The organism is Streptomyces sp. NPDC087300 (assembly GCF_044744425.1).
GTDB lineage: Bacteria > Actinomycetota > Actinomycetes > Streptomycetales > Streptomycetaceae > Streptomyces.
The window spans coordinates 430,517-450,648 of record NZ_JBIUYI010000002.1 but is presented as its reverse complement, the minus strand read 5'-3'; the positions used below and the strand labels follow the sequence as shown (position 1 = coordinate 450,648).

Genomic DNA, 20,132 nt, shown 5'->3' with positions numbered 1-20,132 from the left:
GGGGTGCGGCTCAGAGCCAGCCCTTGTCCCTGGCGACCTTGACGGCCTCGGCGCGGTTGCGCACGGCCAGCTTCTGGATCGCCGTCGAGAGGTAGTTGCGGACCGTGCCCTGCGAGAGGTGCAGGTCCTTGGCGAGTTCGGCGTTGGTGGCGCCGTCGGCGGCCGCGCGGAGCACCTCGCGCTCGCGGTCGGTGAGCGGGTTCGCGCCCCCCGCGAGGGCCGCGGCGGCCAGCGTCGGGTCGATGACCCGCTCCCCCGCGAGCACCTTGCGCACCGCGGCGGCGAGCTGGGCCGCGGGCGCGTCCTTGACCAGGAACGCGTCGGCGCCGGACTCCATGGCGCTGCGCAGATAGCCGGGCCGCCCGAACGTGGTGAGGATGACCACCTTCAAACCGGGCAGTTCGCCGTGCAGTTGGGCGGCCGCCTCGATGCCCGTGCACCCCGGCATCTCGATGTCGAGCAGCGCCACGTCCACGTCGTGCGAGCGGGCGGCCGCGAGCACCTCGTCGCCGCGGGACACCTGGGCGACGACCTCGATGTCCGGTTCGAGACCGAGCAGGGCGGCCAGGGCCTCCCTGACCATCGACTGATCTTCGGCGAGGAGAACCCTGATGCTCATGAGGGGGATCCTACGGCCGCGTCGGCGAGCGGCACGCGGACGGTGAGGCGGAAGCCGTGGCGGGCGGCGGGGCCGGTCTCCAGGTCGCCGCCGACGGCCGCCACGCGCTCGGCGAGGCCCGTCAGGCCGTTGCCCGGCGCGGCGGGCGGGCCGCCCGAGCCGTCGTCCTCCACACACAGTTCGAAGCGCCGTCCCGCGAGCGTCTGGCGGGCCGTGAACGTCACCGTGCAGCGCCGGGCGCCGCTGTGCCGTACGACGTTGGTCACGGCCTCCCGCAGCGCCCACGCGAGGGCCGCCTCGCCCTCCTCGCCGGGCAGTTCGGCGGGGGCTTCGAGCGGCACGTCGGCCTCGACGCCCGCGGCGGTGAGCGCCGTGCGCGCGCCCGCGAGCTCGCCCGCCAGGGTGCGCCGCCGGTAGCCGGAGACCGCCTCGCGCACGTCCACCAGCGCCTGGCGGCTGACCTGTTCGATGTCGGCGACCTGCTGGGCCGCCTTGTCGGGGTCGGTGGGGAGCATCCGCCCGGCGAGCTCGCTCTTGAGCGTGATCAGCGAGAGCGAGTGGCCGAGCAGGTCGTGCAGGTCCCTGGCGAGCCGCAGCCGCTCCTCGTTGGCGGCGAGCTGGGCGACGGTGGCGCGGGCCTGGCGGAGCTGGATCGTCGTGCGGATCAGTTCGCGTACGCCGGACATCGCGAAGCCCACCAGGAGGGTGATCACGCCGAGGTTGGTGATCAGGTCGCCGATCCCGTCGTCGCGCAGGCCCACCAGGATCATCAGGACGGTGACCGCGGGGATGACCCACAGCGCGTACCGCACCGGGAGGACCGCTCCCGCGGACACCGCGACGTACACGAAGAGCCCGAGCCACTGGTCGCCGAAGCAGAACGAGAGGGTCGCGGCCAGGACGACGAGCACCGTGAACGAGCCGATGACGGCGCCCCAGTGGAGGATCCTCGTGGTGTAGCGGAAGACCAGGGTCAGATAGCAGCCCACGAAAACCGCGAGGCCGAGCCAGCCGCACACCGTGGCGAAGGGCGTGTGGCGGCCCTCGGTCAGGTCCTTGATCGGGGAGCTCAGGAAGATCAGCCAGACGCCGATCCAGGCCGCCTTCGTCAGGAACTGCCTGCGGCCCTGGGGCGGTCGCCCGAACGTGTAGACGGGGTGCAGCTCGTTGCCCACGGCTTCGTTCTCGCTCACGCCTTCAGTGTGTCCTTCCGGTACAGCCACGCGGCGCCGCCCGCGAAGAGCAGGAAGTAGGCGACGAGGAGGGTGACGTCCTTCGCGTGCGGGGCGTTGCCCAGTTCGATGGCCTGTCCGAGGGCAGCGTACGCGTGCGTGGGCAGCCAGGACGCGATGTTCTGGAGCCACTGCGGGAAGGTCGTCGTCGGCATCCACAGGCCGCCGAGCACGGAGAGCCCGAAGTAGACGATCATCGTGATCGGGCGCACCGCGTCGCCGGTCGCGAGGTAGCCGATGGCCACGCCGAGCGCGGCGAAGCAGAGGCTGCCCGCCCAGATCGCGCCGACCAGGGCCAGCCACTGCCAGGCGTCGAAGCGGACGTCCTTGACGGCTGCGGCGACCACGAACACCACGACGATGGACGGCAGGCTCACCACGGCCGCGCTCGCGGTCTTGGCGAGGACGTAGCCGCGCCCGGGGAGCGAGGTCAGGCGCAGCTGGCGCACCCAGCCGTTCTCGCGCTCCTTGGCGATGCGTTCGCTGTTGCCCATCAGGACGGCGGTGAGGGCGCCGAAGGACGCCATCGAGACCATGAAGAAGGCGGGCAGGTTCAGGCCCGTCCCCTCGACCTTCTCGGTGCTCGACTGGCCGCCCGCGATGATCAGGAAGAGCAGCGACGGATAGATCACGGAGAAGAAGAGGAACTTGCGGTTGCGCAGCGAGCGGGTGATCTCCAGCTTGACCAGCGCGCGCGAGGCGAAGGCTTGGTTCATCGGGTCCTGGCCTCCTCGGCCTCGGTGATTGCCACGAAGGCCTGTTCGAGGCCGAGCCCCGCGACCTCCAGGTTCCGGGGGTAGACGCCGAGGCCGTACAGCGCGTGCACGGTGGCGTCGGCGTCCGTCGACTGAAGACGGACGGTGTGGCCCGACACGTCGACGGTGGTCAGGAAGGGCAGCGCGCGCAGCTCGGCCGCCAGGGCCTCGTCGAGGTCGGCCAGGTCGAAGGAGACCTTGCGGGCGCCCGCCTTGGCCTTGATCTCGGCGGCGGTGCCGTCCGCGAGGAGCCGGCCGCGGTGCAGCACCAGGACGCGGTCGGCGATCGCGTCGGCCTCCTCCAGGTAGTGCGTGGCGAAGAGGACCGCGCGGCCCTGTTCGGCCTGGTCCCGCATGGTCGCCCAGAACGCCTGGCGGGCGGTGACGTCCATGCCGGTGGTCGGCTCGTCCAGGACGATCAGGTCGTTCTCGCCGGCCGTGGCGAGCGCGAAGCGCACCCGCTGCTCCTGGCCGCCGGAGAGCTTGTTGACCTTGCGGTCGGCGATCTGGGTGACGCCCGCGTGGGCGAGCACGTCGCCCACCCGGTGGGGCCTGGGGTGCAGCGCGCAGGCGAGCCGCACCAGCTCCCGCACGGTGACCTCGTCCATCAGGCCGCCGCTCTGGAGCATGGCGCCGACCCGGCCGGCGGTGATCGCCTCGCGCGGGCTGGTGCCGAAGACCCGCACGGTGCCGCTGTCCGGCTGCCGCAGGCCGAGCAGCAGGTCGAGCGTGGAGGACTTGCCCGCGCCGTTCGGCCCGAGCAGGGCCACGGTCTCGCCGGGCCTGAGGTCGAGGGTGAGCGCGTCCACGGCACGCACGTCGCCGTAGCTCTTGGTCACCTGCTCGAAGCGCACGGCCGGGGTACCGGGCGCCTTCGTGGTCGTCGTCATGTGATCCATCGTCGCCGGGCGGCGGCGGGCGGCGGCAGTGTCGTGTGTTGCGTGTCCGGGATGACAGATGTCATACGGAAGGCCGGGCGCCCGCGTCGGCGGGTGCCCGGCCTCTCGTGACCAGCGGTGTCAGCTGGCGTTGGTCTCGATCACGCCGATCCGCTCGGCGGGCGTCTTGCCCATCAGCGCCTTGCCCATCGCCTGGGCGACGTCGGTCGGCTGGACGGGCGTCTTGTCCCCGTTGCCTCGCTGGATCAGCACGCCGTCGAAGACGTTGCCGTAGAGCTTCTTGAGCTCTTCGAGGTTGTAGTGCTCCTGGAGCGTGCCGTCCTTGAGGACCTTGGTCTCCAGGACCTTCGGCAGCGACTTCGCCGGGCCCAGCGGGATCGACTTGCCGCCCGCCGAGATCGTGACGTTGGCGGACATGGCCGGCTTGGCGAAGCGGGTCATGAACTGGTCGACCGCGGCCTTGGAGACCGTCGGCTTGCGGGTGGTGACGGGGACCTGGACGGTGCCCGCGCTGCCGGTCTCGACCTGCTTCTTGTAGGCCTGGGCGACGGCGGTCGCCGAGGCGGCCGCGTCGATGCCCTTGCCGACCTTGCCGTAGACCGGGACGGCCTTGCCGGGCACGAACTTGACCGTGCCCTCCTTGGCCGAGCCCGAGCCGCCCGCGGCGCGCTCCAGGGCCGCCGCCAGCTTCTCCTCGTCGACCGGCATGACCGGCTCCACGACGCGCTCGCCGCCGAACAGCGAGCCGACCACCGAGACGGGGTTGTAGTCGCTGCCCGCGGCCTCGCGGACGGTGGACTGGCTGTCCAGGGTCAGCCCGGACTGGTCCGGCTTGAGCGTGACCGGCGTGCCGTCCACCGACAGCTTCAGGGGCTTGGTGACGCGTTCGCCGAGCGCCGCGTCGAGCTTCTTGACGGCCTCGTCGCGGGTGCCGCCGCCGATGTCGACGCCGAGCACCGTGGTGCCCTTGGGGACGTCGGCGTGGTTCATCAACAGGCCCGCGCCGTACGCCCCGCAGCCCGCGACGACCACGAGGGCCACCAGGAGGACCAGCTTGCTGCGGCCCTTCTTCTTCGGCTTCGCCTTCGGCGCGGGCGCGGCGGGCGGCACGTCGGAGCGGACGGGCTCGGGCAGCTTCGGCGGGGTGTGCGCGACCGGACCGTCGCCCCCCGCGCCTGCCGCGAACGGCGAGTTGTCCTGGGCGGGCGGTACGACGGGGATGCCGCTGGTCAGCGTCTCGCCGGAGACGTTGCCGCCCGGCGTGGGCGCGCCGGGACCGCCCGGCAGCGAGTCGGGACCGCCGGAGGCGGGCGGCCGCGGCCCGCCGGGCGGCGTCATGGGGCCCGCCTTCTGCGGCGTCAGGATCGCGGTGTCGTCGCTCAGACCGCCGGAACGGGGCGTCCGGCCCGCCGAGTTGGCGGGGCCGCCGTGCGGGCCGCCGTGGGCCGGGGGCGGCGTCAGCGGGCTGTCGCCGGTCACCGGGCCGCCGGTCGGGCCCGCGGGGCCGCCCTGGCCGCGCGAGTCGTCCGCGCCCCCGGAGAAGTACGGCAGGTCGCCGCGCGTCGGGTCGCCGCCCTGCGGGGCGCCGGAGCCGAGGGGGCCCGAGGCCACCGCGCCGGACACGTCGTAGCCGCCGGAGCCGGTACCGCTCCGGTCGAAGGGGTCGCCCTGGTCGAGCGGCGCGCCCTGGCCGAGGGAGCCGCCGGGGACGCCCGAACCGGCGCCCGGGGAGCCGCCGTTGGCCGCGGGGCCCGCGCCCGGCGCGGACTTGCGCGGCGCGAACCAGTCGCTGGTCTTCTCCTCGGGGGCGCCGCCGCCCCCGCCGGACGAGGCCTGCGACGCACCCGTGGCGAAAGCCGAACCGGAACCGAGGGAGTCACCTGCCGCACGGCGCGCACCGGCGCCGCCGGAGGCGAGCGGGACCCCGGCCGACGGGTCCTGGCCGGCCTCGCCCGCACCGGGAGCACCCGGCGCGGGGGGCTCACGGCGGCCCTCGTCGTCCGCGCGCACGGCGTCACCCTCGCCGACGGGCGTCCGTACGACGACCGGCGGGATGGGGCGCGATCCGGGGATGTTGATGCGGATCCGCGTGGTCAGTGTGGTCTGGGTCTCGGGCTCGTCCGGCCGCTCGTCGGCGGCCTGCCGCCGCGCACCGTCCGCGCCGCCGTCCGCGGCAGCGCCCTGTGCGGGGGAGCCGTACGGCGGCGTCCCCGAGGGGTATGCGGCTCCACCGCGCCCCTGGGGCCCGGAGGACGAACTGTCAGTTTCACGACTCAAGGCAGGTTCTCCCGGTTGGTTCCGCCGCCCGTCTCGGCCTCTCGCAGGGGGTCCCCCCGGCCGGAGGTGGGGGAGGCTCGGCGGCCGCACCACCATACTGGCCGCGCTCGGCACTCATCCTGTGACCGGCGTCAAACCCGTGCGGGACACGGGCCGAAGTGGTACGTCACTTGCCAAGTCGGGCGGCGGAGCCGCCCGGTTGCGACGGCTGGCCGAGCGTGGCGCACATCACAGCCACCGCCATGCCGCCGAGCAGGAACCCGTACGAGCCGAGCCCCGCGGCGAAGATGAAGTCGCCCTCGGGTCTGGTGGCGGTCAGCAGGACGACGGCGACCAGCCAGCCCGCCGCGGGCGCCACGGCGCCCGCCCGGGTGCCGACCGCGCGCGCACCGCCGTAGAAGGCGCCCGCGGCACCGACGAGCCCGAGCAGCAACCCGGCGGGGAAGAAGCCCCCTTGGACCAGCGCCCCGGCCGTGCCGACGAGGGCGCCGAGCACGAAGAGCCCGGCGTAGGCGGGGAACCTCCCCAGCCGCAGGGGCTGGGCGAGGAAGCTGCCCGCGGGAGCGGCGGCCGCGGCGGCGGCGCCCTGAGCGGCGGCCGGGCCCGAACCGGAACCGGAACCCGAACCGGAAGGTTTCTTCGAGGGCTTGGGAGCACCGGCTCCCGACGACGCACGAGAACGCGTACTCACAGCGCGGTCACCTCAGTCACATCCGTCACCCTTTCGAGGCCGGCGAAGAGATCGCGCTCACGACCGCCGTCCCCTGTCGGCACTTCTCCCCGCACCAGCTCGTAGTACTCCACGTCGAAGATGGGCTGGGCGCGGTCGTTGGAGAGGACGAAGAGCGGCTCGCTGACCTGGATCTGGGTGGCGTGGGCGCGCATCGCGGCCGCCTTCGCCGACTTGACGGCGGTGCCGTCGATCTCGGTGGTGACGCGCTCGTCGTCGGTGACGCCCGGCACGTCGTCGACGACCGCCGGGGTGGTGAAGGGCGAGAACCGCAGCGCGTCCGCCATCCACGCGAAGCGCTCGTCGGCGACGGAGCGCGGCACGCGGTTCCAGTAGATCTTGGCGATGGTGTGCGGCTCGCCGAGGTCGGCGCGGAAGGCCGGTTCGGCGGCGAGCTCGGCGGCCCGCATCGCGACGCGGTGCGCCTGGATGTGGTCGGGGTGGCCGTAGCCGCCGTCCGGGTCGTACGTCACGAGGACCTGCGGGCGCACCTCGCGGATCACCTCGACGAGGTGCGCGGCCGCCTCGTCGAGGTCGGCCGACCAGAAGGCACCCGCCCGGTGGTTCTGCTCGGCGCCCATCATCCCGGAGTCGCGGTACCGCCCGGTGCCGCCGAGGAAGCGGTGGTCGGTGACCCCCAGCTCCTTCATGGCGGCCGCGAGCTCCCCGATGCGCTGGGCACCCAGGGAGTCCTCGCGGTCGGCGGCGAGATGGGCGAGCTCGGCCGGGATGACCTCGCCCTCCTCGCCGAGCGTGCAGGTCACCAACGTGACATGGGCGCCGTCGGCCGCGTACCTGGCCATGGTCGCGCCGGTGGTGATCGACTCGTCGTCGGGGTGCGCGTGCACGAGCAGCAGGCGCCGGGCGGGCAGTTCCGTCATGGGACCACCCTACGAGCACCGCGGGGAGGGCTCAGAACTTGATGCCGCCGATCATCCCCGCCACGTTCGTCGTCAGCTCGTTGATCGTCGGCGCGACGGACGAGCTCGCCAGGTAGAAGCCGAGCAGCGTACAGACGACCGCGTGCCCGGCTTTGAGTCCTGACTTCTTGACCAACAGGAAGACGATGATCGCCAGCAGCACCACCGCCGAAATCGAGAGTGCCACGGCGGTCACCTCCAAGTCGTTGCCGTAACCCAGTGCGGACGCCAGCAGGTACATACCCACCAAGCGCTACGGATCATAACTATCCGTGTGGACGCATGAGTCGGAGCACGGCAGCACAGGGGGCGCATGCGCCCTAGGCTCGGGGGATGACCACCGAGAACCCCGGAAACGACAGGCCAGGCGAGAGCCCTGCGGAGCGGCTCTCCTTCCCGCGCGAGCATGCCCGCACCCAGCGCTTCACGCTCGGCGCGCCCCGTGCGTTCACGGCGGCCCCCGACGGATCGAGGGTCGTCTTCCTGCGCTCCCCGTCCGGCACGGACCGCACGCACCAGCTCTGGGTCCTCGACGTGGCCGACGGCGGCGGCGAGCGCGTGGCGGCCGACCCGGGGGCGCTGCTCGGCGGCGCGCGGGAGCAGCTGTCGGCGCAGGAGCGCGCGCGGCGCGAGCGCAGCAGGGAGAGCGGCGCGGGCATCGTGGGCTACGCGACGGACGCCGCGGTGGAGCTGGCCGCGTTCGCGCTGTCGGGCAGGCTCTTCACCGCCGAGCTGCTCGCGGGCACGACGCGCGAGCTGCCGACGCCGGGACCCGTGCTCGACCCGCGCCCGTCGCCCGACGGGCGGCACATCGCGTACGTGGCCCGGGGCGCGCTGCGCGTGACGGGTGCCGACGGCACGGCGGACCGGGCGCTGGCCGCGCCGGAATCCGGCCAGGAGGAAACCGTCACATATGGGCTCGCGGAGTTCGTCGCGGCCGAGGAGATGTCGCGGTCGCGGGGCTTTTGGTGGTCGCCCGAATCGGACCGGCTGCTGGTCGCGCGGGTCGACGACGCCCCCGTGCGGCGCTGGTGGATCGCCGACCCCGCGCACCCGGAGCGGGAGCCGCAGCGGGTCGCGTATCCGGCGGCGGGCACGGACAACGCGGACGTACGGCTGTTCGTGCTCGGCCTGGACGGCACCCGCACCGAGGTGGTCTGGGACCGGGCCCGCTTCCCCTATCTCGCACGTGTGCACTGGTCGGCGGATGGTGCGCCGCTGCTGCTCGTGCAGTCGCGCGACCAGTGCGGCCAGCTCTATCTGGCGGTGAACCCGGACGACGGGTCCACGCGGATGGTGCACGCGGAGGACGCCGATCCGGCGACGGCCTGGCTCGACCTCTTCCCCGGCGTCCCCTGCTGGTCCCCCAGCGGCAAGCTGGTGCGCATCGTGGACGAGGGCGGCGCGCGGGTCCTCGCGTGGGGCGAACGGCCGCTCACGGGGCCGCAGTTGCACGTGCGCGCGGTGCTCGACGTGACCGAGGAAGATGTCTTGATCTCGGCGTCGGCGGGCGCGGCCGCGGCGGCACCCGAGACCGGCGAGATCCATGTCTACCGCGTCAACGAACTGGGCGTGGAGCGCGTCTCGCGGGAGCCCGGGGTGCACTCGGCGGTCCGGGCCGGCGGCCTCACCGTGCTCGTCTCCGCGACCCTGGACCGCCCCGGCTCCCAGGTGCGGGTGGAGCGCGACGGCAAGCAGGTGGCGACCGTCGCCTCACACGCCCGGCGCCCGGGGCTCACGCCGCGCGTCAGCCTCACCGAAGGGGGCGCGCGGAAGATTCCGTGCGCCGTCCTGCTCCCCTCGGAATACAAGGCGGCGGACGGGCCGCTTCCGGTACTGCTCGATCCGTACGGCGGCCCGCACGGTCAGCGCGTTCAGCATGCGCACAACATCTTCCTCACCTCCCAGTGGTTCGCGGACCAGGGCTTCGCGGTGATCGTCGCGGACGGCCGCGGCACCCCGGGCCGCTCCCCCGCCTGGGAGAAGTCGATCAAGAACGATCTGACGCTCACCCTTGAGGACCAGGTCGACGCGCTGCACTCGCTCGCGGCGACCGGCGAGTACCCCCTCGACCTGGACCGGGTGGCGATCCGCGGCTGGTCCTACGGCGGCTACCTGGCCGGCATGGCCGCGCTGCGCCGCCCCGACGTCTTCCACGCGGCCGTGGTCGGCGCCCCGGTGACGGACCTGCGGCTCTACGACACCCACTACGAGGAGCGCTACCTCGGCGACCCGAACAAGTCTCCGGACATCTACCGCCACAACTCCCTGGTCTGGGACGACGGCCTCGTGGCAGCGGCCGAGCCGCACCGCCCGATGCTGATCGTTCATGGGCTCGCCGATGACAACGTGGTGGTGGCGCACTCCCTGCGGCTGTCCTCCGCGCTGCTCGCCGCGGGCCGCCCGCACGAGGTGCTCCCGCTGTCCGGCGTCACGCACATGACGCCGCAGGAGCAGGTCGCGGAGAACCTGCTGCTGCTTCAAGTGGACTTCCTGAAGCGGTCGTTGGGGCTGGCGTAGGGGCTACGGCACGACCTGCTTCTCCTCCGCGAAGTGGCACGCCGAGTCGTGCGCGGCGGGCCCGCTCTCGCCCCTGAACGCCGCGGGCACCGCCAGCTCGGGCACCTCAAGGGCGCACCGCTCCTGCGCCTTCCAGCAGCGGGTGCGGAAGCGGCAGCCCGAGGGCGGGTTGGCGGGCGAGGGCACGTCGCCGCTGAGGATGATCCGCTCCCGGTGCTCGCGCGCCTCCGGGTCGGGCACCGGCACGGCGGAGAGCAGCGCCTGTGTGTAGGGGTGGGTCGGATGGTCGTAGATCTGTTCGTCCGAGCCGATCTCGACGATCCGGCCCAGGTACATCACGCCGACCCGGTCGGAGATGTGCCGCACGATCGAGAGGTCGTGGGCGATGAAGACGTAGGAGAGGTTGAACTCGTCCTGGAGCTTCTCCATCAGGTTGATGACCTGGGCCTGCACCGACACGTCGAGCGCGGAGACCGGCTCGTCGGCGACGATCACCTCGGGCCTGAGGGCGAGACCCCGCGCGATGCCGATGCGCTGGCGCTGGCCGCCGGAGAACTGGTGCGGGTAGCGGTTGATGTACTCGGGGTTGAGCCCGACCACGTCCAGGAGGTCCTGGACCTTCTGGCGGCGCGAGCCCTTCGGGGCGACCTCGGGGTGGATCTCGTACGGCTCCCCGATGATGTCGCCGACCGTCATGCGCGGGTTCAGCGAGGTGTAGGGGTCCTGGAACACCATCTGGATGTTGCGCCGGACCGCCTTCAGCGCCCGGCCCGACAGCTTGGTGATGTCCTCGCCCTTGTACCGGATCTCACCCGCGGTCGGCCGCTCCAGGTTGACGAGCATCTTCGCGACGGTCGACTTGCCGCAGCCGGACTCGCCCACGATGCCGAGCGTCTCGCCCTGGGTCAGCTCGAAGTCGACGCCGTCGACCGCCTTGACCGCGCCGACCTGCTTGCGGATCACGATGCCCTGGGTCAGCGGATAGTGCTTGACCAGTCCGCGCACCTGGAGGATCGGCTCGTGCCCGGAGGCCGAGCCGTGCGCGGCGAAGTCCGACTCGGCCCGCGCCTTGTCCATCAGCTGCCGCGCGGTCTCGCCCTCCTCCGCCAACTGCTTCTTGCTCACGTGCGCACCGCCTTCACCGGGCCGCATCGATCGTCTCCTTCCAGAAGTGGCAGGCGCTCCTGCGGTCGGCGGCGAGGCCCTCGTACGTCACCTTCGCGAGCGGCGGCTCGTCGGTGCGGCAGACGTCCTGGGCCATCGGGCAGCGCGGGTTGAAGGCGCAGCCGGGCGGGATGTTCATCAGGTTCGGCGGCAGGCCCTTGATCGCGTAGAGGTCCTGGCCCTTCTGGTCCAGGCGCGGGATCGATTCGAGCAGGCCCCGGGTGTAGGGGTGCGCGGGCGCCTGGTAGATCTCGTGCACCGGAGCCTTCTCGACGATGCGGCCCGCGTACATCACGGCGATGGTGTCGGCGACGTCCGCGACGACCCCGAGGTCGTGGGTGATGAGGATCAGGCCCATGTTCAGCTCGCGCTGGAGCTCCGCGAGCAGGTCCATGACCTGCGCCTGGACGGTCACGTCGAGCGCCGTGGTGGGCTCGTCGGCGATGATCAGCGAGGGTTCCAGGGCCATCGCCATGGCGATCATGATGCGCTGGCGCATGCCGCCGGAGAACTGGTGCGGATACTGGCCGACCCGCTCCTTGGCGGCCGGGATGCGCACCCGGTCCATCAGCTCGACGGCCTTGGCCTTGGCGTCCTTCCTGGAAAGACCCTTGTGGACCACGTACATCTCGCCGAGCTGTTCGCCGACGCTGAGCACCGGGTTCAGCGAGGAGAGCGCGTCCTGGAAGATCATCGCCATCCCGGCGCCGCGCACCTTGCGCCGCTCGTCCTCCTTGAGCTTGAGGAGGTCCCTGCCCTGGAAGAGGATCTCGCCCGCGGTGATCTTCCCCGGCGGGACGTCGAGGATGCCCATGACGGCCTGGGCGGTCACGGACTTGCCGGATCCCGACTCGCCGAGGACGGCGAGGGTCTCGCCCGCCGCGACGGCGTAGTCGACGCCGTTGACGGCCTTGGCGACGCCGTCCCTGGTGCGGAACTCCACGTGCAGATCGCGCACTTCGAGCAGCTTGGCCGCGCCCGGCGCCCCGGGTACGGAGGTCTCGGATGCCATGGTTGCCATCTGCGCCTACCTCAGCTTGGGGTCGAGGGCGTCGCGCACCGCGTCGCCGAGCATGATGAACGCGAGCACGGTGATCGCCAGCGCGCCGGCCGGCCAGAGCAGCATGTGCGGGGCGTTGCGGATGTACTGGGAGGCGGCCGAGATGTCGATGCCCCAGCTGACGGTGGGCGGCTTCAGGCCGACGCCGAGGTAGGAGAGCGTGGCCTCCAGGGCGATGTACGTACCGAGCGCGATGGTCGCCACGACGATCACCGGGGCGACGGCGTTCGGCGTGATGTGCCGCAGCAGCATCCGCGAGTTGGAGGCGCCCAGGGCCCGCGCCGCCTGCACGTAGTCGTTCTGCTTGGCGGTGATGACCGAGCCGCGCGCGATGCGGGAGAGCTGCGGCCAGCCGAGCAGCACCATGAAGCCGACCACCGGCCAGACCGTGGAGCTGGTGACCACCGACAGGAGCACCAGGCCGCCGAGGACGACCGGGATGGCGAAGAAGATGTCGGTGATGCGGGAGAGGATCGCGTCCCAGGCGCCGCCGAAGAACCCGGCGAGCCCGCCCAGCACGCTGCCGAGGATGGCGACGCCGAGGGTGGCGCAGACGCCGACGGTGACCGAGACCCGGGTGCCGTACACGACCCGGGTGTAGACGTCGCAGCCCTGCTCGTTGAAGCCGAAGGGGTGCCCCGGCGACGAGCCCTTCTGCCGGTTGGCGAGGTCGCAGTCGAGCGGGTTGCCGGAGGCGATGAGCGAGGGCCACAGGGAGATGATCACGAGGAAGACGATGATCAGGCCCGAGACGATGAAGATCGGGTTGCGCCGCAGATCGCGCCAGGCGTCGGACCACAGGCTGCGCGCGGGCGCCGAGGGCCCCCCGCCGTCGGGCCCGCCCGGGGTCAGGGAGGTCGCCTCGCTGGTGGCGAGGTCCATCGCGCCGCCCGCACCGGTCGCGGCGATGGCGCCCTGCGGCTCCTTGGGTTCAGGCATAGCGGATCCTCGGGTCGAGTACGGCGTACAGGAGGTCGACGATCAGGTTGGCCACCAGGAAGACCAGCACCAGGACGGTCACGAAGCCGACGACGGTCTGTGTGCTCTGGCGGAGGATCCCCTGGTAGAGCTGGAAGCCGACCCCGTGGATGTTGAAGATCCGCTCGGTGACGATCGCGCCGCCCATCAGCGCGCCCACGTCGGTGCCGATGAAGGTGACGACGGGGATCAGGGAGTTGCGCAGGAGGTGCCGGGTGATGACGCGGCGGCGCGGCAGGCCCTTGGCGATGGCGGTGCGGACGTAGTCGGCGCGCCGGTTCTCCGCGATGGAGGTGCGGGTGAGCCGGGTGACGTACGCCAGCGAGACCGAGGCGAGCACGAGGCCGGGGATGAGCAGTTCGTTGAAGGGTGCCTCGCTGGACACCGAGGGTTTGATGACCCCCCACTGGACGCCGAGCACCAGTTGCAGGACGAGACCGGTGACGAAGGTCGGCACGGAGATCACCACGAGCGTCACGAGCAGTACGACGGTGTCGATCGGCCGCCCGCGCCGCAGCCCCGTCAGTACGCCGAGCGAGATGCCGATGACGATCTCGAAGACGATGGCGACGATGGTCAGCCGGATGGTGACGGGGAAGGCGGCCGACATCAGCTCGGTGACCTTCTGGCCGTTGAAGGCGGTGCCGAAGTCACCGGTGAAGACGTTGCCCATGTACGTCAGGTACTGCTGCCACACCGGCTTATCGAGGCCGAACTCCTTCTTCAGCTGCATGGCCGTGGCGGGATCGCACTTGCGGTCGCCGCACAGGCCCGCGACGGGGTCGCCCATCACGTTCACCATCAGGAAGATCAGCAGCGTGGCGCCGAAGAAGACCGGGATCATCTGCAGCAGACGCCGGATCACATAACGTCCCATGGGGGCTCCGGAATTAGGGGGAGCGGCCGCCGGTGCCCGCGCGGGGACGGCGGCCGCTCCCGGCGTCTCAGTTGACCTTGATCTCGTTGTAGACCGGCACGCTGAACTGGTTCAGTGCGACGTCGGAGACCTTGTCCGAGTAGCCGGCGCTGCCGTTCTGGTACCAGAGCGGAATGGCCGGCATATCCTTGGCCAGGACCTTCTCGGCGTCCTGGAAGGTGCTGACGGCCTTGGCCTTGTCGGTCTCCGCGTTGGCCTGGTCGACGAGCTTGTCGAATTCCTTGCTGTCGTACTTGCCGTCGTTGGACGGGGCGTCCGTGTAGTACACGGGCTGCAGGAAGTTCTGGATCAGCGGGTAGTCCATCTGCCAGCCCGCGCGCCAGGCGCCGTCCAGCTCCTGCTTGGACGCCTTGCTGCGGAAGTCGGCGAAGGTGCCGACCGGGTTGCCGACGCAGGCCTTGTCGTTGCCGAGGGCCTTGTTGATGGAGTTGCAGACGGCGTCGACCCACTCCTTGTGGGAGCCGGTGTCCGCGTTGTACGTGATCTTGAGCTGCCCGCCGGGGATGCCGCCGCCCTCCGCGACCAGCTTCTTGGCCTGGGCCGCGTCGTACTTGCAGGGGTCGCCGCAGAGCCCGTCCTTGAAGCCGCCGTCGTCGCCGAGGACCGGCGAGGTCCAGTCGGTGGCGGGCGTGCGGGTCTTCTGGAAGATGCCCTCGGTGATCTGCTCGCGGTTGATCGCCATGGACAGGCCCTGGCGGACCTTCTCCATGCCCGGCTTGTTCCACTTGCTGTCGTAGAACGGGAAGGCGACGGTCTGGATGATGCCCGCGGGGGTGTTGATGTAGCGGTCGCCGAGGTCGTTCTTGGCGTTGCTGAGCTGGGAGGCGGGGACGTCGTCGACGAGGTCGAGGTTGCCCGCCATCAGGTCGGTGTAGGCGGTGTTGTTGTCGGTGTAGACCTTCATGTCCACACCGCCGTTCTGCGCCTTGTCGTCGCCGGGGTACCCGTCCCACTTGCGCAGGGACATCTTCGAGCCCTTGGTGTACGAGTCCACGGTGTACGGGCCGTTGCCGACGGGCTTGGAGAGCCACTTGTCGTGGTCGTCGTAGAACGCCTTGGGCAGCGGCGCGAAGGCCGGGTAGCCGAGGGTGTCGGGCCAGGTGGAGAACTTCTGGCTGAGCTTGACCGTGAAGGTCTTGTCGTCGACGACCTTGAGCCCGGAGAGGGTCTGGGCGCTCGGGTCGCCCTTCTCCGGGTGGACCTTGTCGTAGCCGTCGATGTAACCGAAGAAGTAGGCGTTCTTCTGGTTGTTCTTGAGGTTCGCGCCGTAGTTCCAGGCGTCCACGAAGGACTTCGCGGTGACCTTCTCGCCGTTGCTGAACTTCCAGTCGTCCTTGATCTTGACCGTGAAGTTCTGCGCGTCCTTGGTGTCGATCGACTCGGCGATCATGTCCTTGGCCTCGCCGGTCTTCGGGTCGTACCGCTTCAGGCCGCGGAAGACCATGTCCAGGATCTTGCCGCCCTGGACCTCGTTGGTGTTCGCGGGTTCGAGCGGGTTCTGCGGGTCTCCCCAGGAGGAGCTCACGATGCCGGAGCCGTCGCCGCCACCGCCGCCGCTTCCCCCGCCACCACAGGCCGTCGCCGCGAGGGCGACGGCGACCGCACCTGCGGCCCACTTGGCGTGCGTGGCTCCACGCATGGAGTCCTCCTGTCCTGAAGCTCTGCGATACGTGATCTGTCTCACTTACCGCCAAATATCGCCTCAGGAGGAATGAAGCGCACATTTACTCCACCCGTACGAGTCGGAGCCCATCCGGATGTACGCATTCCGAGACAGCGCCGCCCGTATAACGGACTCATTGCCGCGATTGTCATGAACAATCCGAGTTGTCCATCACGCTTGATTACGCGAAGGCAATGAGCATGCCAACCTTACGCAAAATCGCGGCAAAGGATCCCAAGGTCGACTCAAGGCGGCTGACGATTCATTGACCGCGCGGGAAACGCCTTGCGAAAGTCGCGCCTAGCCCGTAGGTGCCCGGTTGTCCTGCGGATTCCTGACGACCCTGCCGGGCCTGGAGTGCCATGACCTCGCCAACTCCCGCCGTTGCCGCCACGCTTGAAGTGACGGACAAGACCGACGGCGCACCCGAATCGCCCAATGATCAGGGCAGCAAGGGCCGTTCACCAGGGCGGCTCGCCTGGACCCGGTTCAAGCGGGACAAGTCCGGCGTCATCGCCGCGGGCGTGGTCGTCTTCTTCTTCGTGATCGCCCTGTGCGCGCCGCTGATCGCGAAGGTGTACGGGAAGGATCCGTACACGACGTACGGACTCGACGACCCCTCGCTGCTCAACGAGTTCGGCTATCCGGTCAAGGCGAACGGCGGCATCGACGGCGACTTCTGGTTCGGCGTCGAGCCGACCCTGGGCCGCGACGTCTTCACCTTCCTGCTCTACGGGATGCGCAACTCCCTGCTGATCGCGTCCGTCACGACGCTGCTCGTGACGTTCTTCGGGATCGTCATCGGCATCACCGCGGGGTACATCGGCGGCAAGACCGACTACCTCATCGGCCGGATCATCGACATCCTGCTCGCCTTCCCCTCCACGCTCTTCTACATCGCCTTCTTCCCCGTGATGATCTCGATCCTGGTCAGCCCCACGGACAAGACCCCGATGTGGCTGATCGTCACCAGCCTCATCACGGTGATGACCGCGTTCGGCTGGGCGCCCATCGCGCGACTGCTCCGGGGTGAGGTGCTCGCCCTGCGCGAACGGGAGTTCGTGGAGGCGGCGAAGGTCACGGGAGCGTCTCCCGCGCGCATCATCTTCAAGGAGCTGCTGCCCAACCTGTGGACGCCGATCCTCATCCAGGCGACGCTCGCCCTGCCGCTGTTCGTCACCGCGGAGGCCGGACTCGCCTTCCTCGGCGTGGGACTCGAAGAACCCACCCCGGACTGGGGCGTGATGATCCAGAACGGCTCGAAGTACTACCAGGACGACATCACGTTCATGGTGTTCCCCGGTCTGGCCATGGTGATCTTCGTGGTCGCCTTCAACCTCCTCGGCGACTCCGTGCGCGACGCGCTCGACCCGAAGACCAGGCGCTGACGCTCCCCCGCGGCCGGCCCGCCCGACGGGGGCGTACCGGCCCACCCGCACCGCCATCTCAGCCTTCTCCGCTCTTCTTCCTTCACACACAGGGTTGGTAGCAACATGGCAATCTCCCGCAGAAACCTCCTCATCGCCTCGTCGTTGGCGGCGGGCGGCTCGCTCGTCCTCTCCGCGTGCAGCAGCGGCGACTCGGGCGGCGGCAAGGGCGGTTCGCACGGCGGGGCCACCGAGTACACGGGCGCCAACGTGAAGATCGGCACCGCGGAGGACTCCGCGGGCCCCGCCGCCGAGGTCCCCGGCGCGAAGAAGGGCGGCACGATCTACGGCGTCGCCGAGGACGACGTGTCGCACATGGACCCGCAGCGCATCTACTTCGCGTACAACTCCTCGGTCGCGATGCTCTTCGCGCGCGCCCTCACCGGCTACAAGACCGACATGAAGGGCCGCCAGACCCTCGTCGGCGACCTCGCCACCGACACCGGCAAGGCCACCGACGGCAACAAGACCTGGACCTTCACGCTGAAGGACGGCCTGAAGTGGCAGGACGGCAGCGAGCTGACGGTCGACGACGTCCGGCACGGCATCGAGCGGCTGTGGGCCTCGTTCATCACCGAGAGCGCCACCTTCGTCCAGATGGCGCTGACCGGCAAGGGCGCCAAGTGGCGTGACGCGTACGAGGGTCCCTACAAGGGCAAGCACCTCGACTCGATCGTCACCGACAAGGCGAAGAAGACCATCACCTTCAAGCTGAAGGAAGCCCGCCCGGACTTCAACTTCACGCTGGCGATGAGCTCGTACTCCCCCACCCCGGTGAAGCACGACACCAAGGAGAAGTACGACAAGGCGCCCTTCTCCTGCGGCCCCTACATCCTCAAGGCCCGCTCCATCGACAAGTCGATGACGTTCACGCGCAACAAGCACTGGGACGCCAAGACGGACCCGATCCGCAACGGCTACCCGGACGGCTTCGAGTTCGAGTTCGGTCCCACGGGCCTGGAGTCCTGCGACCGCTTCATCGCGGACCAGGGCAACGACAAGCAGATGGTCGCCCTCTACGAGAACATCCCCGCCGAGCGCATGCAGAAGGTGCTCACCACGCCCGACATCAAGGCGCGCAGCTTCAACGGCCTGTCGACCGGCACGTACTACTTCGCGATCAACATGAAGCGCGTGCCCGACCTGGAGGTCCGCAAGGCCCTCCTGATCGCCTGGCCGCTCGAGCAGAGCCGCAAGATCTACGGCGGCACCAGCGCGGGCGACTACGCGACGACGATCCTCAGCCCCGACATCATCGGCCGCGAGAAGTTCGACCTGTACGGCAAGCTCGACAAGCCGCAGGGCGACGTGAAGCGGGCGCACGAGATCCTGAAGAAGGCGGGCAAGCTCGGCACGAAGATCGTGTACGCCTTCCCGCGGCGCCCCACGTACGACAAGACCAAGATCGTCATCGAGAAGAACCTGCGGGCCGCGGGCTTCGACCCGGTCATCAAGCCGCTCAACTCGACGGACTTCTACGACCAGGCCCAGCGCCTGGACAACAAGTTCGACGTGATGTGGTTCGGCTGGTCCCCGGACTGGCCGACCGCCTACACCATGATGCAGCCGCTGTTCGACGGCGACGCGATCGGCGACGGCCAGAACAACGTCTCGCAGGTGAACATCCCCTGGATCAACGAGGCGATCAAGAAGAACTCGGTCATCTCCGACCCCCAGGAAGCGGGCAAGGCCTGGGCCGCCCTCGACAAGCGGATCATGAAGGAGGTCGTGCCGATCATCCCGGAGACCTTCCAGCGCCGCTGGTACCTGCACGGCTCCAAGGTCGGCGGCGCCATCCACGACCCGCAGTTCGCCGCCACGCTGCTCTCCAAGGTGTTCGTCAAGGCCTGACGACGGTGAACGTCATGGCCTGACGACCGGCCCCCGGGGCGGACTCCCCACGCGGGCGTCCGCCCCGGACACCACCTCCCTCACGGCATCCGTCAGGAATCCCAACGCCCATGCTCCGCTTCCTCATTCGCCGCATCGTCGGCGGCGCGGTGATCCTGCTGATCATCAGCGCCATCGTCTTCCTCCTCTTCTACACCGCCCCGCGCGACCCCGCGCGTCTGGCCTGCGGCAAGGTCTGTCCGCCCGAGACGCTGGCGCTGGTGAAGCACAACCTGGGGATCGCCGACCCGGTGCCCGTGCAGTACTGGCACTGGTTCGAGGGCCTGTTCGTCGGCCGCGACTACGACACCTACGGCTTCTGCGACGCGCCGTGCCTCGGCTACTCGTTCCGCAACCGTGAGCCCGTCCTCGCCACCATCCTCGACCGCTTCCCGACCACCGTGTCGCTCTCGCTCGGCGCGGCCGTGGTGTTCGTCGTCTTCGGTGTCGGCACCGGCATGCTGGCCGCCGTCAAGCAGGGCAGGGCCGCGGACAAGATCGCCTCGTCCGCCTCGCTGATCGCCTCGTCGATGCAGATCTACGTCGTCGGCGTCTTCGCCGTCTACCTCTTCACCGACCAGCTGCACCTGCTCGACCGGCCCTCCTACACACCGGTCTCCGAGAACCCCGCCAAGTGGTTCTCCGGGCTGCTGATCCCCTGGCTGGTGCTCGCGCTGATCTTCACCGCCAACTACACGCGCATGGCGCGCTCCCAGTTGGTCGAGTCGATGAACGAGGACTACGTCCGCACGGCCAGAGCCAAGGGGCTCTCGCGCCGCACGGTGTTCTTCCGCTTCGCCTGGCGCGGCGCGATGGGACCGATCGTCACCATCTTCGGCCTCGACCTCGGGGTGCTCCTCGGCGGCGCGATCATCACCGAGAAGACCTTCGCCCTGCACGGCATCGGTGAACTCTCCGTGAAGGCGGTCGACACCAGCGATCTGCCGCTGCTGCTCGGCGTGGTCCTGGTGGCCGCGGCGGCGATCGTCGTCTTCAACATCATCGTCGATGCCCTGTACGCGCTGATCGACCCGCGCGTACGGCTGGCCTAGGGCTCAGGA

Annotated in this window: 17 protein-coding genes; 4 read left to right on the top strand and 13 right to left on the bottom strand. The window is 70.2% G+C overall.

The annotated features are described in order from the left end of the window. Positions 1–10: 10 nt before the first annotated feature. The 8 genes from ACIO9J_RS07625 to ACIO9J_RS07590 form a co-directional block, all read right to left on the bottom strand. Positions 11–619: a DNA-binding response regulator gene (locus tag ACIO9J_RS07625; RefSeq protein WP_401994118.1), complete on the bottom strand. Its 609-nt coding sequence runs from the start codon at positions 617–619 to the stop codon at positions 11–13. Then, positions 616–1,812 (bottom strand): sensor histidine kinase, encoded by a 1,197-nt coding sequence (locus tag ACIO9J_RS07620; RefSeq protein ID WP_401994116.1) that lies wholly within the window; start codon positions 1,810–1,812, stop codon positions 616–618. Before ACIO9J_RS07620 ends, ACIO9J_RS07625 begins: the two co-directional genes overlap by 4 nt. Next, positions 1,809–2,567, bottom strand: coding sequence for an ABC transporter permease (locus ACIO9J_RS07615; protein ID WP_401994113.1), 759 nt, complete (start codon positions 2,565–2,567; stop codon positions 1,809–1,811). Before ACIO9J_RS07615 ends, ACIO9J_RS07620 begins: the two co-directional genes overlap by 4 nt. Then, on the bottom strand, positions 2,564–3,496 hold the full coding sequence (locus tag ACIO9J_RS07610; protein WP_401994110.1) for an ABC transporter ATP-binding protein: 933 nt from the start codon (positions 3,494–3,496) through the stop codon (positions 2,564–2,566). The genes ACIO9J_RS07615 and ACIO9J_RS07610 overlap by 4 nt, the downstream gene beginning before the upstream one ends. A 129-nt stretch (positions 3,497–3,625) precedes the next feature. Continuing rightward, the gene (locus ACIO9J_RS07605) at positions 3,626–5,782 is read right to left on the bottom strand and encodes a hypothetical protein (protein ID WP_401994107.1); all 2,157 of its coding nucleotides are present in this window, start codon (positions 5,780–5,782) and stop codon (positions 3,626–3,628) included. Positions 5,783–5,948: 166 nt separating this feature from the next. Beyond that, positions 5,949–6,317, bottom strand: a complete 369-nt coding sequence (locus ACIO9J_RS07600; RefSeq protein WP_401995888.1) for a DUF6113 family protein — start codon at positions 6,315–6,317, stop codon at positions 5,949–5,951. Between the two features lie 152 nt (positions 6,318–6,469). Further along, on the bottom strand, positions 6,470–7,393 hold the full coding sequence (gene mshB / locus ACIO9J_RS07595) for an N-acetyl-1-D-myo-inositol-2-amino-2-deoxy-alpha-D-glucopyranoside deacetylase (RefSeq protein ID WP_401994104.1): 924 nt from the start codon (positions 7,391–7,393) through the stop codon (positions 6,470–6,472). Positions 7,394–7,424: 31 nt separating this feature from the next. Continuing rightward, on the bottom strand, positions 7,425–7,619 hold the full coding sequence (locus tag ACIO9J_RS07590) for a hypothetical protein (protein WP_401994101.1): 195 nt from the start codon (positions 7,617–7,619) through the stop codon (positions 7,425–7,427). Positions 7,620–7,765: 146 nt separating this feature from the next. Between ACIO9J_RS07590 and ACIO9J_RS07585 the strand changes: the two genes are divergently transcribed. Then, complete coding sequence (locus tag ACIO9J_RS07585) at positions 7,766–9,952, top strand: prolyl oligopeptidase family serine peptidase (RefSeq protein ID WP_401994098.1); 2,187 nt, start codon at positions 7,766–7,768, stop codon at positions 9,950–9,952. Positions 9,953–9,955: 3 nt separating this feature from the next. On the opposite strand, the gene ACIO9J_RS07580 is transcribed toward ACIO9J_RS07585, so the two are convergent. From ACIO9J_RS07580 to ACIO9J_RS07560, 5 genes are all read right to left on the bottom strand, one after another. Continuing rightward, positions 9,956–11,029: an ABC transporter ATP-binding protein gene (locus ACIO9J_RS07580; protein WP_401995886.1), complete on the bottom strand. Its 1,074-nt coding sequence runs from the start codon at positions 11,027–11,029 to the stop codon at positions 9,956–9,958. A 61-nt stretch (positions 11,030–11,090) separates the two neighbouring features. Beyond that, a complete protein-coding gene (locus tag ACIO9J_RS07575) occupies positions 11,091–12,128 on the bottom strand; it encodes an ABC transporter ATP-binding protein (RefSeq protein WP_401994095.1) in 1,038 nt (345 codons plus the stop codon). A gap of 15 nt (positions 12,129–12,143) precedes the next feature. Beyond that, entirely contained in the window at positions 12,144–13,115 is a 972-nt protein-coding gene (locus tag ACIO9J_RS07570; protein WP_401994092.1) for an ABC transporter permease, read from the bottom strand. Then, positions 13,108–14,031 (bottom strand): ABC transporter permease, encoded by a 924-nt coding sequence (locus tag ACIO9J_RS07565; RefSeq protein WP_401994089.1) that lies wholly within the window; start codon positions 14,029–14,031, stop codon positions 13,108–13,110. Before ACIO9J_RS07565 ends, ACIO9J_RS07570 begins: the two co-directional genes overlap by 8 nt. Positions 14,032–14,098: 67 nt before the next feature. Then, positions 14,099–15,730, bottom strand: a complete 1,632-nt coding sequence (locus ACIO9J_RS07560) for an ABC transporter substrate-binding protein (RefSeq protein WP_401994086.1) — start codon at positions 15,728–15,730, stop codon at positions 14,099–14,101. Positions 15,731–16,116: 386 nt separating this feature from the next. On the opposite strand from ACIO9J_RS07560, the gene ACIO9J_RS07555 reads away from it, so the two are divergent. The 3 genes from ACIO9J_RS07555 (at position 16,117) to ACIO9J_RS07545 (ending at position 20,123) form a co-directional block, all read left to right on the top strand. Then, on the top strand, positions 16,117–17,142 hold the full coding sequence (locus tag ACIO9J_RS07555) for an ABC transporter permease (RefSeq protein ID WP_401994083.1): 1,026 nt from the start codon (positions 16,117–16,119) through the stop codon (positions 17,140–17,142). Between the two features lie 105 nt (positions 17,143–17,247). Next, a complete protein-coding gene (locus ACIO9J_RS07550; protein ID WP_401994080.1) occupies positions 17,248–19,032 on the top strand; it encodes an ABC transporter substrate-binding protein in 1,785 nt (594 codons plus the stop codon). A 110-nt stretch (positions 19,033–19,142) separates the two neighbouring features. Next, positions 19,143–20,123, top strand: a complete 981-nt coding sequence (locus tag ACIO9J_RS07545) for an ABC transporter permease (RefSeq protein ID WP_401994078.1) — start codon at positions 19,143–19,145, stop codon at positions 20,121–20,123. Positions 20,124–20,132 lie beyond the last annotated feature (9 nt).